At 44.5% G+C, this 13,195-nt stretch carries 11 protein-coding genes; 6 read left to right on the forward strand and 5 right to left on the reverse strand.

The features are described 5' to 3' along the window. Positions 1-189: 189 nt before the first annotated feature. The 5 genes from ruvB to aspS all read right to left on the reverse strand — a co-directional run bounded on the left by ruvB (position 190) and on the right by aspS (position 6,159). Positions 190-1,206, reverse strand: coding sequence for a Holliday junction branch migration DNA helicase RuvB (gene ruvB, locus ACED25_RS00245; protein ID WP_009846372.1), 1,017 nt, complete (start codon positions 1,204-1,206; stop codon positions 190-192). A gap of 103 nt (positions 1,207-1,309) precedes the next feature. Continuing rightward, positions 1,310-1,921: a Holliday junction branch migration protein RuvA gene (ruvA, locus tag ACED25_RS00250; RefSeq protein WP_009846371.1), complete on the reverse strand. Its 612-nt coding sequence runs from the start codon at positions 1,919-1,921 to the stop codon at positions 1,310-1,312. Between the two features lie 92 nt (positions 1,922-2,013). Continuing rightward, the gene (locus tag ACED25_RS00255; protein WP_371694396.1) at positions 2,014-3,474 is read right to left on the reverse strand and encodes a methyl-accepting chemotaxis protein; all 1,461 of its coding nucleotides are present in this window, start codon (positions 3,472-3,474) and stop codon (positions 2,014-2,016) included. Positions 3,475-3,687: 213 nt separating this feature from the next. Then, on the reverse strand, positions 3,688-4,209 hold the full coding sequence (gene ruvC, locus ACED25_RS00260) for a crossover junction endodeoxyribonuclease RuvC (protein WP_009846369.1): 522 nt from the start codon (positions 4,207-4,209) through the stop codon (positions 3,688-3,690). Between the two features lie 171 nt (positions 4,210-4,380). Continuing rightward, complete coding sequence (gene aspS, locus ACED25_RS00265; protein WP_017062081.1) at positions 4,381-6,159, reverse strand: aspartate--tRNA ligase; 1,779 nt, start codon at positions 6,157-6,159, stop codon at positions 4,381-4,383. Between the two features lie 314 nt (positions 6,160-6,473). Between aspS and ACED25_RS00270 the strand changes: the two genes are divergently transcribed. The 6 genes from ACED25_RS00270 (at position 6,474) to ACED25_RS00295 (ending at position 12,893) form a co-directional block, all read left to right on the forward strand. Beyond that, complete coding sequence (locus ACED25_RS00270; protein WP_371694397.1) at positions 6,474-7,379, forward strand: DUF72 domain-containing protein; 906 nt, start codon at positions 6,474-6,476, stop codon at positions 7,377-7,379. Positions 7,380-7,518: 139 nt separating this feature from the next. Next, entirely contained in the window at positions 7,519-8,247 is a 729-nt protein-coding gene (gene cmoA, locus ACED25_RS00275) for a carboxy-S-adenosyl-L-methionine synthase CmoA (protein ID WP_017062083.1), read from the forward strand. Positions 8,248-8,429: 182 nt separating this feature from the next. Then, positions 8,430-9,401: a tRNA 5-methoxyuridine(34)/uridine 5-oxyacetic acid(34) synthase CmoB gene (gene cmoB / locus ACED25_RS00280; protein ID WP_009846365.1), complete on the forward strand. Its 972-nt coding sequence runs from the start codon at positions 8,430-8,432 to the stop codon at positions 9,399-9,401. Between the two features lie 265 nt (positions 9,402-9,666). Next, positions 9,667-10,407 carry an ATP-dependent zinc protease gene (locus ACED25_RS00285; RefSeq protein WP_009846364.1) on the forward strand — a complete coding sequence of 247 codons (741 nt, stop codon included), beginning with the start codon at positions 9,667-9,669 and terminating at the stop codon, positions 10,405-10,407. A 17-nt stretch (positions 10,408-10,424) separates the two neighbouring features. Then, complete coding sequence (locus tag ACED25_RS00290) at positions 10,425-11,930, forward strand: inactive transglutaminase family protein (RefSeq protein WP_009846363.1); 1,506 nt, start codon at positions 10,425-10,427, stop codon at positions 11,928-11,930. A gap of 3 nt (positions 11,931-11,933) precedes the next feature. Next, a complete protein-coding gene (locus ACED25_RS00295) occupies positions 11,934-12,893 on the forward strand; it encodes an alpha-L-glutamate ligase-like protein (RefSeq protein ID WP_012603623.1) in 960 nt (319 codons plus the stop codon). The last annotated feature ends 302 nt before the right edge of the window (positions 12,894-13,195 follow it).

A 13,195-nucleotide genomic window follows, 5' to 3' on the forward strand; every position in this document is an offset into this window, starting at 1 on the left:
CATAAAGTATTAACAAAAAACATAACAGCTTATTTCACTTTTTGTTACTCAATTCAAACGTGAAATCAAAGTTTTCATTTTTGAGGGAGCCATTCAGCTTTTTTTATCGACTCGCTCAAAGAGTTGTTATTCAATAGAAAGCAAAAAATCCCAGCGCTTATGCAACTGGGATCTTTAAAAATGAATAAATTAACGATTAGATGGTTTATCGATGCCGAAGTGTAAATACGCTCTGTCGGTCGCGATTCGACCTCTTGGCGTTCTTTGTAGATAACCTTGTTGAATCAAGTAAGGTTCTAACACATCTTCAATGGTATCTCTTTCTTCACCAATCGCCGCAGCCATGTTGTCTATACCAACCGGCCCACCACCAAACTTCTCCATAATCGCAAGCAAAAGCTTCCTATCCATGTAGTCGAAACCTTTAGCATCGACATCCAACATGTTTAGCGCTTTATCAGCAACCTCTGGGCAAATATGTCCATCGCCTTTCACTTCCGCATAGTCACGAACACGGCGCAGTAAACGGTTAGCAATACGTGGCGTACCACGAGCTCGACGAGCAACTTCTAACGCCCCTTGCGATTCCATAGAAAGACCAAGACAATCAGCACTTCGTTGAACGATGTTTTGTAAATCTTCAACTTTATAGTACTCAAGACGCTGAGTAATACCGAAACGGTCACGCAACGGCGATGTCAGTGAACCAGCACGAGTGGTTGCGCCAATCAAAGTGAAAGGAGGAAGGTCGATCTTGATAGAACGTGCCGCTGGGCCTTCACCAATCATGATATCTAATTGGTAATCTTCCATTGCCGGATACAGAACCTCTTCAACCACAGGACTAAGGCGGTGGATCTCATCAATGAATAGAACATCATTTTCTTCAAGGTTGGTCAGCAATGCCGCCAAGTCACCTGCTTTTTCCAATACAGGTCCTGAAGTGGTACGAATGTTCACATCCATTTCATTAGCAACAATGTTTGCCAATGTGGTTTTGCCCAAGCCTGGAGGACCAAATATCAACAGATGATCGAGCGCTTCATTACGCATTTGTGCTGCTTTGATGAAAATTTCCATCTGACCACGGACGTGATCCTGACCTTGATAGTCAGCCAGTGCTTTAGGGCGTATTGCACGATCAATGACATCTTCATCTTTGAATACTGGGTTGTCCGGTGCAATAAGGCGATCGGCTTCAATCATAAATTCTGCTATTCCTAACTATGCTCTTGTTGACTCTGCGCTTCTTGATTCAGTGTAAAGGCAAAGTGAATGAGTCTATTTTGTAGAACAAGTATATGAGGTATTAAACCATCGATTTCAGAGCTTCGCGAATCAACTGTTCGCTGGTCATGCCATCTTTAGCTACTTGAGAAACCACCTTAGAAGCTTGAGTCGGCTTGTAGCCTAATGCAAGTAGCGCACTTACCGCTTCTTCTTCCGCGTCGTGCACCGTTGGCATAGAGTCCATTGGCGCTGCATCTGTTGCAGGTGTAAACAGATCACCTGCGCCCCACCCTTTCAGGCGGTCTTTCATTTCAACAACAAGGCGTTCTGCCGTTTTCTTACCCACACCCGGCAGTTTAACCAGCGTAGAGATATCTTCTCGTTCAACGCTCTGAACGAATTGGCTAGCGGTCATGCCTGAAAGAATCCCAAGACCAAGTTTAGGGCCGACACCATTAGCTTTAATCACTTCACGGAACAAGGCACGCTCTTTAACCGTGTTAAAACCATAAAGTAGCTGAGCATCTTCACGTACCACAAAATGAGTGTAGATAATTGCCTCTTCGCCTACGTTTGGTAACTCATAAAAACAGCTCATTGGCATTTGAACTTCATAACCAACACCACTGACTTCAATCAATAACTCTGGTGGCTGTTTTTCTATTAATGTACCGCGGAGACGTCCGATCACAATTCACTCTCTTGATGGAATTTAATTTGAGGGACAGAATATAAAAGAACTGGATACTTATCCAGTTCTTTGTGTTTTTTGAAGTGAATAATTTAGGCTTGTTTGGCTTGCGAGACCACGCAGTTCAAGCTCGCGACCAGTTCTTTAACCGAAGTCACATGACCTGTTAGCTCAGAACCATAATTAGCGACTAAGCCTGACACCGATTTAGTTTCCGCCACACTTTGGGCAACTTCTGAACTGGCGAGATCGAGCTCTTTTAACGAATTCATCTGCATCGCCATAATATTGGTAAGCTGATTAACATCTGTTGATATGGTTTGCACCTCAGAGATAATACCGTTCATCTCGCTTGCCGTGGTTTCGATAATCGCTCTTCCGTGTTCAACTTCTTCTTTACTGCGGTCTAACAAAGTTCGAATCTCTATCGCGGAATGGCTGCTTTTCGCCGATAATTCTCGCACTTGATCAGCGACGACAGCAAAGCCTCGTCCCTCTTCACCTGCACGCGCAGCTTCGATTGCCGCGTTGAGTGCTAACAGGTTGGTTTGCTCAGCAACCGAAGTGATCAAATCAGCGACTTTCATTATCTCTTGATTACTTTGAATGATCTGACTGATTGCACTGGTTGACGCTTCTAGCGACTCTGAGCTCTTTTGCGCTTTTGTGCCAACCGCTTCGCTACGGTCTTTCAGTTCACCTACAAATGAATTGGATTCTTCGATGCCTTGAGTCATTTGATGGAGTTGTTGGCTCATCTCTTCTGCAGCGCTCGCTTGAGATTCACAATTGACATTCAACACTTCGACTTGAGCATGCAAGTCTTGTGACTGCTGATCTAAATGAACCGAAACACCTTGTAGGCTCTCTGAATTCGAATTGGCTTGGTCGAGCACGATAGAGAGCCGACCTTCACTTTGCGTCGCTTGGTTGGCAACGTGTTGGCTTTCTGAAATCGCATCCTCTGCCATTTCAATCGCCACCTCTTTTTGCTTAGCGGTAAAGGCTTGGGCAATGCAGATCACCACCAGCGGCATAATCACACCAGACCAAGTTTCTACCACTACCGCATCGGGGGTTAGCTCAAGTAGAGGAAATGCAAATCCATTGAGATGTGCTGAGGTCATCACTAATGAAACGCCGATAACCAGTCCACTCCACACCAAAGCCACAATTCGTGTTCCTGACAAGAAAAAAGCGACCACTAACAAAGGCACCCAATAAGCTTGAGTGGAAGCCACAACCCCACCACTTTGATAAATGATGTTCAACGCGTGTACCGCCATGCCGACAAAACCAAAGTTAAGTGCAAGGCTCGGCTTACTCGTCACACGAAGTAGCAGTGCAGAGATCAGTTCGAATACGATAAGAAATACAGATGTGGCGATCAGAAGTTGCTCTTCGTGCTTAGTCCACTTGATTAAGCTATAGACACCCACGAAGAATGCGATAAAAGTGAAGAGTAATAAGATATCGGCTTGTCTGACTTCGTTGTTACTCCACCCATTGTTTTTAGGTAGAAACAGCGCGCGCCACAGCTTGATTGGGTTCATCAGTGATCATCCTTGATTAACTTGTAAGACCTCCGACCAATGTTAATGACATGTTAAATGATACGCAATGTTATTATCTGGGTTATGTTCGAAAGATCTCATTTCATCAAGGATTTAGAGGCGTATTGTTTTGATATGAGCCAAACAGGGCGTGAGGCTCATCAATAGAATAAGTTTAAAAGGCAGAATTAGGAACTAACAATAGAATGAGATTTAACGGTAACGCCCTTTTCTTGCTCCCGTTGCTTTTCCTGCAAGTGCGACCAAGGTTTTATTGGTGTTAGCGTGAGTGATCGCTACGCCTAGAGCATCGGCTGCATCGGCTTGTGGTTTGGCAGGTAGTTTGAGCATGCTCATCACCATGTTCTGGACCATCGACTTATCAGCACCACCATTACCCGTCACCGCTTGTTTGATCAAACGAGCTGCATATTCATGAACAGGTAAATCCGCATTCACCGCGGCTACAATCGCACTACCACGAGCTTGTCCAAGCTTAAGTGCAGAATCAGCATTCTTCGACATGAAAACCTGCTCGATCGCAAACACATCTGGCTGAAACTGAGTGATGATTTCGCTCACGCCAGCGTAAATCTGTTTTAGTCGACCCGGCAATTCTTTTTCGGAAGTGCGAATACAACCACTACCTAAGTAATATAGATGGCGACCATTTTGGCGAATCACGCCATAGCCGGTAATGCGAGAGCCAGGATCAATCCCTAAGATAATAGACATAACTTCAATACTGATTATTTATACATGCTTTATGAGCTTAGTATATCGAACGCAAAAAAAAATGCCCGTCAAATTAACGGGCATTTTCTAATTTACTGGTAAGTCTTGGCTAATTAATTAAGAGCTCTCTATCAAGTATGAGCTCTTCATCAACAAGAAAAGATAACAGGCTTACGCTTGCTCTTTTTTCTCTGCCAATTTAACTGCGATTGCTAGCTCTTCCAGTGATGCTGGGTTCGCTAGGCTTGGCGCGTCTGTTAGTAGACATGCTGCAGCTGTTGTTTTCGGGAATGCGATAACGTCACGGATGTTCTCAGTACCACAAAGCAGCATTGCTAGACGGTCAAGACCGAATGCTAGACCTGCGTGAGGTGGCGTACCGTACTTAAGCGCTTCAAGTAGGAAGCCGAACTTCTCTTGTTGTTCTTGTGCTTCGATACCTAGGATACCGAATACCGCTGTTTGCATTTCTGCGTTGTGAATACGTACAGAACCGCCGCCTACTTCGTAGCCGTTGATTACCATGTCGTATGCATCAGAGTTTGCTGCTGCTGGGTTCGCTTTAAGCTCTTCCGCGTTCACACCTAGTGGTGATGTGAATGGGTGGTGCATTGCGTGTAGGTTACCTTCGCCGTCTTCTTCGAACATTGGGAAGTCAACAACCCACAGTGGAGCCCATGCAGATGTGTCTGTTAGCTCTAGATCAGTACCTAGTTTAAGACGAAGTGCGCCCATTGCTTCAGCAACGATGCCCGCTTTGTCTGCGCCGAACAGAATGATATCGCCAGATTCAGCTTGAGTGCGATCAAGAATACCGTTGATTACGTCTTCGCTTAGGAATTTAGCAACTGGAGATTGAATACCTTCCATGCCTGCAGCACGGTCGTTAACCTTCATCCAAGCTAGGCCTTTCGCGCCGTAGATGTTTACGTGTTCAGCGTAACCGTCGATTTGCTTACGAGTTAGCTTAGCACCACCTGGAACACGGATAACTGCTACGCGACCTTTTTCGTCGTTAGCTGGGCCAGAGAATACCTTGAATTCAACGTCTTTAACCAAGTCAGCAACGTCAACTAGCTCTAGTGGGTTACGTAGATCTGGCTTATCAGAACCGAAACGACGAATCGCTTCAGAGAAAGGCATTACTGGGAATTGACCTAGTTCAACATCTAGAAGTTCTTTCCACATATCGTGAACAAGCTTCTCAGTCACGTTACGTACTTCTTGAGAAGTCATGAAAGATGTTTCGATATCGATTTGAGTAAATTCAGGCTGACGGTCAGCACGTAAATCTTCATCACGGAAACATTTAACGATTTGGTAGTAACGGTCAAAACCAGACATCATCAGCAGTTGCTTGAACAGCTGAGGAGATTGAGGAAGTGCGTAGAAGCTACCTTTGTGAACACGGCTTGGTACTAGGTAGTCACGAGCACCTTCTGGTGTCGCTTTTGTTAGTACTGGCGTTTCGATGTCTAGGAATAGGTTCTCATCTAGGAAACGACGAACGAAGCTAGAAGCACGTGCACGAAGCTTGATACGGTCGCTCATTTCTGGACGACGAAGATCGATGTAACGGTACTTAAGACGCTGCTCTTCAGAGTTCGTTTGGTTGAAGTCTAGTGGAAGCGCTTCTGAACGGTTGATGATCTCTAGACCAGTCGCGTAAAGTTCTACTTCACCAGTAGCCATGTCTTTATTTACTTGGCTGTCCGGACGAACACGTACTTCACCAGTAAACTTGATACAGAATTCATTACGCAGTTGGTTAGCGATCGGGAAGATATCTTTCATATCTGGATCGACAACAACCTGAACGATGCCTTCACGATCACGCATATCAATAAAGATAAGACCGCCTAAATCACGGCGACGGTTTACCCAGCCGCACAATTCTACAGTTTGTCCCGCCAGGGACTTGTTCAGGTTACCACAGTAATGGGTACGCATAATGAATTTCCCAATCTCTTAATAATTTACTAATTTCCAAGCTGTCAGTGGTCATTCCACACAACAGAGCAAAGGAACATTTATACGCGGAAACTCGCTTAAAATCGACCTTCCACATTCGAATTTATTGTGTTTTATCTGGCTTTGCTGCTTTTTAGCCCATCAAGTGCGCAAAGATTCATCAAAACCGAAAAAATTGCGATAATTATATCTCGAAAGTACCTTAATCAGCAAAACTCTCGTAAAGTAGATTTTCATTTCAACCCAAAAACTTTTTGTAATGACTGATGGCGTGATGGATAACGGTGTAATAGATGGATGATCGTGTAATAACAACAGAAACTTTACCTCTAAGACTTGGATTAACCATGTGGTCTCACTCTGAGTGGCAAAGTCAGTTCTATGGCAAGGGAACCAAGCCTGCTGAACGCTTAGAAAAGTACACCCAAGTTTTTCATACCGTCGAGGGCAACACGACCTTTTACGCTACGCCAAGTATGTCTACCGTTCATAATTGGAAAGCCGCCAGTCACGACGATTTCAAGTTCACCTTCAAATTGCCCAAATTCATCACCCACCAGCAACAACTCAGACACTGCCAAGCTGAACTCAAAGAGTTCTTGATGACGATGTCGCCACTGCATGACCGCATTGGTCAATGGACGATTCAGCTGCCGCACAGTTTTGAGCCCTGCATGCTGCCTGCACTACAAAAGTTTTGCACCTTATTCCCAAAAGATATGCAGCTTGGCGTCGAAGTTCGACACTTGGGTTTCTTTGATAAGGGCGATGCGGAAAAACGCTTCAACCAATGGCTGGTTGAGGAAGGCGTCAATCGCATCATTATGGACAGCCGCCCCGTTTTCTCTGCGCCACCCACCACAGAAGCGGTGATCGATGCGCATCAGAAAAAACCGCGTGTTCCTGTTCATGCAATTGCTACCGCCAATAACCCGATGATTCGATTTATTGGTCACCCAGACCAAGAACCTAATATTGAGTTTTTTAAGCCTTGGTTTGCCAAAATCCCAAACTGGCTTAATGAAGGCAAGCAGCCCTATTTAATGATCCACACCCCAGACAATAACCACGCACCTGAACTTGCGATTGCTATTTATAAGCGACTACAAAAGCAAGTCTCTGAAAATACATCATTATTACTGCCCGATCTGGCTCAGTTTCCGGCTCAAAAAGGCAATCACCAAATCTCGATGTTTTAACCTCTCACTTATAAGTAACTTCGAACCTTGAGCTAAATCTCAGTTTTCGTGACAGTGGCGCTTTTTTTACGTAAAATACGTCCCCTTTTATTTGGTACGAATTTTGTGCCAATTACGCTGACTGTCGAGAGAAAATGCCATGAGCAACACAGACAATATCTTTTCCGCTCCTATTGATAAAATTGGAGACTTCACCTTTGATGCAAGGGTTGCTGAAGTATTTCCGGATATGATTCAACGTTCGGTGCCTGGCTATAGCAATATCATCTCTGCAATCGGCATGCTGGCTGAGCGCTTTGTAAAGCCACATTCAAATATTTATGACCTTGGATGCTCGCTTGGTGCGGCAACACTTTCTATGCGTCGTCACATTCAGCAAGAAGGCTGCACGATTTTCGCGATCGATAATTCAGAAGCCATGGTTGAGCGCTGCAAATTGCACGTTAATGCTTACCGCAGTGACACGCCGGTAGAAGTGATTGAAGCCGACATCCGTGAAGTCGAAATCAAAGACGCTTCAGTTGTAGTACTTAACTTTACGCTGCAATTTCTTTCTCCGGACGATCGATACGCTCTGCTTGAGAAAATTCACGCTGGCTTGCGCCCAGGCGGGATCTTAATCCTGTCAGAAAAATACGTATTCGAAGATGAAAGCTCAAATGAACTGCTTATCGACCTGCACCATGATTTCAAACGTGCTAACGGGTACAGCGAGCTGGAAGTAAGCCAGAAGCGCAGCGCAATTGAAAACGTGATGCGCCCAGATTCGATCCCTGTTCACAGAGAGCGATTTGATAAGATTGGCTTCTCAAGCAGCGAAGTCTGGTTCCAATGTTTTAACTTTGGTTCAATGTTCGCGATTAAATAGCGCACATACCCAGTCAGCTAGTACTAAAACGTCATCCTCAAGAGCGAGGAACGAGCGAGTTGGGGATCTCTATCAAGTACGATAAACCGAGACTCCCTATCATGTTCGTCCCTCACTGTAGGGAATGACAAATTTAATTTCTATTTTAGGGTTTATTGACCCTATTAACTCAGTGAAAAACTATGTTTAATTTTGCCAATTTTTATCAACTCATTGCCCAAGACACTCGCCTTCAGCCGTGGCTTAATGTTCTTCCTCAACAGCTGACGGATTGGCAAAATGCAGAACACGGCGACTTCGACCGTTGGTTACGTGCACTGAATAAAATCCCGCAAGGTGTACCTGATCAAGTTGATCTGAAAAACTCAGTGACGATTGGCAGCTCTACACCGTTCCACACGGGTGAACTTAAAAAGTTAGAAAGCTTACTGAAGACTTTCCACCCTTGGAGAAAAGGCCCTTACACAGTTCACGACATTCACATCGATACAGAATGGCGCAGTGACTGGAAATGGGATCGTGTGCTTCCACATATCTCTCCATTGAAAAACCGTTCGGTTCTCGATGTAGGTTGTGGCAACGGCTACCACATGTGGCGCATGCTAGGTGAAGGTGCTCGCTTAACGGTGGGTATCGACCCTTCTCACTTATTCTTGGTTCAGTTTGAAGCCATTCGTAAATTGATGGGCGACGACCAACGTGCTCACCTATTACCTCTAGGTATTGAGCAACTGCCAAAACTGGAAGCTTACGACACTGTATTCAGCATGGGCGTGCTTTACCACCGCCGTTCACCACTTGATCATTTGATTCAACTAAAAGACCAATTGGTATCTGGTGGCGAACTGGTACTTGAAACGTTAGTGATTGAAGGTGACGAAAACGCTGTTCTTGTGCCTGTAGATCGCTACGCGCAAATGAGAAACGTTTACTTCTTCCCATCTGCACGCGCACTGAAACGCTGGCTTGAACAGGTAGGCTTTGAAGACGTGCGTATCGTTGATGAAAATGTTACAACGATTGGCGAACAACGCACAACGGAGTGGATGACACACAACTCTCTACCGGATTACTTAGACCCTAATGATCCAAGTAAAACCGTAGAAGGTCACCCAGCACCAAGGCGTGCGATTCTAGTAGCGACAAAACCTTAAGCTCTGTTACACAAAACCATAAGCTCTGTCGTCATACAGCCACCGTTATTTATATGTGGGAATTTTGATAAAAAAGAGAACTAATTGTACAAAAGTTGCGCTCATGTTTAATAAGTGAGCGCCCTTAAGTGACAATAATTTTCGTAGCGCTCACATTGCGATTCAATATGACCAGACTCTTACAATAGGATGCTTCACGCATCCTTTTTTGTGGGATAAACTTCTAAATAGTCTGAACTATTCTCTAATTTCCAAAGGTTTTTATATGTTTAAGCGATTATCGCCTATCGTGGCGGTTGGTTTGCTCTCTGGTTGCACCCTCACGAGCGGTGCTACCTACCATCAAGAAACTCTCGACGCTATTTCCCGCTCAGAGACAAACATCGCAAACAAGGTTCAAAATCTTGAACTGCAGCTAAGTAATCAAAGTGATTATATTGAAAGCTTGGAAGACGAAATTACCACTCTTTCTAGTCAATTAGATGTTCACCTGACCAGTATGGAACACAGGGTCATTGAAGAGCTAAAAGAAGCCGAGCCTGTTGCCGTTGCAGCTGCACCTACCGCTCCTACATCACAGCCGACTATTCTAGGCGGTATTGAAAAAGTATCGATCGACTCTATCAAACAAAGCTTCGATGCTCGTGTTGATACTGGCGCAACCACCTCTTCTTTAAATGCCGTCGACATCAAAGAATTCGAACGCAACGGTAAAGATTGGGTTAAGTTCCATTTGGCAGATAAAGCACAAGCAAAAGAAGACCAAAAATGGATCGAAGCGCCCGTTGTACGTTATGTGAAAATCCGTCAATCGACGAATGATCAAACAGAACGTCGAGCTGTGATCGAATTATGGGTAAAAGTCGGAAAAATCCATGAAAAAGCGCAATTTACATTGGCGGATCGCTCTCAAATGAGTCACCCTGTATTACTAGGGCGCGAATTTATCAAAGACATAGCGCTAGTAGATGTAAGTAAAAAGTACGTACAAACGGAAGTTAAATAACAATAGTAGGGTAAGCTATGACGTCAAGAATTCCATTTTATATTTCTATATTCCTGCTCATCGTGGCAGGTATAACTCTGAGTATGTTCAGACATACAACCTACGGTGTACCCTGGACTCCAGGCGAAACTAATCAGGTTTGGGACATTGAAGCTCGTATCGAATTCAATGCAGTGGGCAAAGAAGCAAAAGTTTCACTAGCCGCACCTCACACACAGTCTAACTTTACACTTATCGGCGAGTCAGCTTCATCACCAGGCTACGGCATTTCATACTTGAATACAGATTCAGGTCGCCGTGCTGAGTGGTCAATTCGTCACGCAGATGGTCCGCAGACTATCTACTACAAGACACAGTTCTTAGTCGATAGCCAAGCGAACGTTACCTCAACACCTCCAGAAGGTGATGTGGCTCAACCAAGCTTTGATGGTCCTGAAGAAGCCGCGGCCCTTGCTTTGATTGACAGAGCAACCAAGCGCTCAGCAGACAACATCACCTTTACTCGTGAGTTAATCAAAACGCTTAACGATCCAGACAGCCAAAACTCAGCGCTGATTCTGAATAACATGACCAAAGTGGAAGCGACACACAAGCTACTTTCTGCCGCTAAAATCCACAACAAAGTCGTCGGTGTTATTGAACTGGAAGACGGACGTCGTCGCCAATCAATCCAACACATGAACCAAATTTGGGATAATAACCAGTGGGTTCTATTCTCTCCTGAATCTAGCGAGCAGCAAGTTCAACCAAACCTGCTAATTTGGGATGAATCAAATGTATCTCTATTAGATGTTGTGGGTGGCCAGAACAGTAAAGTTCACTTCTCTATGATTGCTCAGGAAGTTACTCCAACTGAAGCAACGAACAGTAAAGTATCAGCGGATCAACTGTTAAACCTTTCCATTCATAGTCTGCCGCTAGAAGAGCAAGCGATGTTTAAAACCATCATGCTGATTCCTATCGGTGCTCTGATTGTTGTGTTCCTACGTGTCATCATAGGTCTTAAGACTTCTGGTACGTTCATGCCCGTTCTGATTGCCGTGGCATTCGTTCAAACACAGTTGGTTACCGGTATTGTTGGCTTCCTACTGATTGTCGGTACTGGTCTTGTAATTCGAAGTTACTTATCCAAACTCAACCTATTGCTCGTGGCCAGGATATCCGCTGTAATTATTACGGTAATTATGATTATTTCGATATTTACTGTCGTCGCATTTAAAATCGGACTTACAGAAGGCCTATCAATTACGTTCTTCCCAATGATTATCTTGTCTTGGACTATCGAACGTATGTCTATCCTTTGGGAAGAAGAAGGCGCGAAAGAAGTTGTACTTCAAGGTGGCGGCTCTCTATTTACCGCGGTGCTTGTTTACTTAGGTATGACTAACCCGTTCATTCAGCACTTAACGTTTAACTTTATTGGTTTACAGCTTGTTATTCTAGCGACCATCTTGTTACTAGGTAACTACACAGGCTACCGTCTAACCGAGCTTCGTCGCTTTAAACCGCTAGCGGAGGACTAAGTTATGTTTGATCAATTTACTTCACCGTTTAAGTTGAAAGACAAAGGCATAATGGGAATGAACAAGCGTAACCATAGTTATATTGGCCGCTACAATGATCGTTCCAAGTACCCACTCGTTGATGACAAGCTTAAGACTAAAATCATTGCTGAACAGGCTGGCGCCACCGTGCCAAAGCTTATTGGCGTTATTAGCCACCAAGCTGAAGTAAAAACAATCCACAAGATGGTTAAAGAGTGGCCGGGTTTTGTAATCAAGCCCGCTCAAGGCAGTGGTGGTAAAGGCATCCTTGTTGTGATCTCTCATAAAGATGGCGTTTACACCAAACCATCGGGTTCTACTATCAATGAAGAAGATGTAGAGCGCCATATCAGTAACGCGCTCGCGGGCCTTTTCTCACTGGGTGGCAAGAACGATGTGGCCGTAGTTGAAAACCTCATCAAGTTTGATGAGTGTTTTGAAGGCTTCAGCTACGAAGGTGTGCCAGACGTACGAATCATCGTATTCAAAGGCTACCCTGTGATGGCGATGATGCGTCTGTCCACTTCAGATTCAGATGGTAAAGCTAACTTGCACCAAGGTGCTGTTGGTGTGGGTATAGACATTGCGACAGGTAAAGCGGTTCGAGCGGTTCAGTTCGACCAGCCTGTTACACACCATCCAGATACGGGTAAAGAACTCGCGTTATTACAAGTTCCTCACTGGGAAAAGCTGTTAACTCTAGCATCAAGTGCTTGGGAAATGACGGGCTTAGGCTATATGGGTACTGACATGGTATTAGACCAAGAAGAAGGTCCTATGGTACTAGAACTTAATGCTCGACCTGGTTTAGCTATCCAAATCGCGAACGGCGCGGGGCTACTTCCTAGGCTGCACCATATTGAAAACCTTGGCACGCCTGCAGAATATCCAAAACCAGCGGAGCGTGTTGCTTACGCTGCAAAACAGTTCGGTCACAACTAGTCAAAATTTTGTCACTCAAATTTTAGGCCAAAATTTGGGGTGTTTGGGGTTATCTCCCCTTACATCCCAACCCTTTCTATACGCTTACTTCAGCAACACATTCACACCAAAAATGGATTAAAAGGTACTTATTTGTGCTAATTTCGCCTAGGAAGTAGAAAAATACGCACCATCAAAATCAATTAAAACCCATCGAATTTGTCTAGAAACTCTATTCCCTGTAAATCCTACGCATAAGTATTCACACGGCCAATTTGTAACTGCTTTTCCTTACAAAACGTTCAACAAATAAATTGTAACTC

Origin of the sequence: Vibrio sp. 1F263 (assembly GCF_041439035.1) — a bacterium.
GTDB lineage: Bacteria > Pseudomonadota > Gammaproteobacteria > Enterobacterales > Vibrionaceae > Vibrio > Vibrio tasmaniensis_A.

What these genes read in the sequence shown, in the direction of transcription:
- cmoB (WP_009846365.1), top strand. Translation starts at nt 8,430, where the DNA reads ATGTTTAATTTTGCCAATTTTTATCAACTCATTGCCCAAGACACTCGC.
- ACED25_RS00255 (WP_371694396.1), bottom strand. Translation starts at nt 3,474, where the DNA reads ATGAACCCAATCAAGCTGTGGCGCGCGCTGTTTCTACCTAAAAACAAT.
- ACED25_RS00290 (WP_009846363.1), top strand. Translation starts at nt 10,425, where the DNA reads ATGACGTCAAGAATTCCATTTTATATTTCTATATTCCTGCTCATCGTG.
- aspS (WP_017062081.1), bottom strand. Translation starts at nt 6,159, where the DNA reads ATGCGTACCCATTACTGTGGTAACCTGAACAAGTCCCTGGCGGGACAA.
- ruvC (WP_009846369.1), bottom strand. Translation starts at nt 4,209, where the DNA reads ATGTCTATTATCTTAGGGATTGATCCTGGCTCTCGCATTACCGGCTAT.
- ACED25_RS00295 (WP_012603623.1), top strand. Translation starts at nt 11,934, where the DNA reads ATGTTTGATCAATTTACTTCACCGTTTAAGTTGAAAGACAAAGGCATA.
- ACED25_RS00270 (WP_371694397.1), top strand. Translation starts at nt 6,474, where the DNA reads ATGGATGATCGTGTAATAACAACAGAAACTTTACCTCTAAGACTTGGA.
- ACED25_RS00285 (WP_009846364.1), top strand. Translation starts at nt 9,667, where the DNA reads ATGTTTAAGCGATTATCGCCTATCGTGGCGGTTGGTTTGCTCTCTGGT.
- cmoA (WP_017062083.1), top strand. Translation starts at nt 7,519, where the DNA reads ATGAGCAACACAGACAATATCTTTTCCGCTCCTATTGATAAAATTGGA.
- ruvB (WP_009846372.1), bottom strand. Translation starts at nt 1,206, where the DNA reads ATGATTGAAGCCGATCGCCTTATTGCACCGGACAACCCAGTATTCAAA.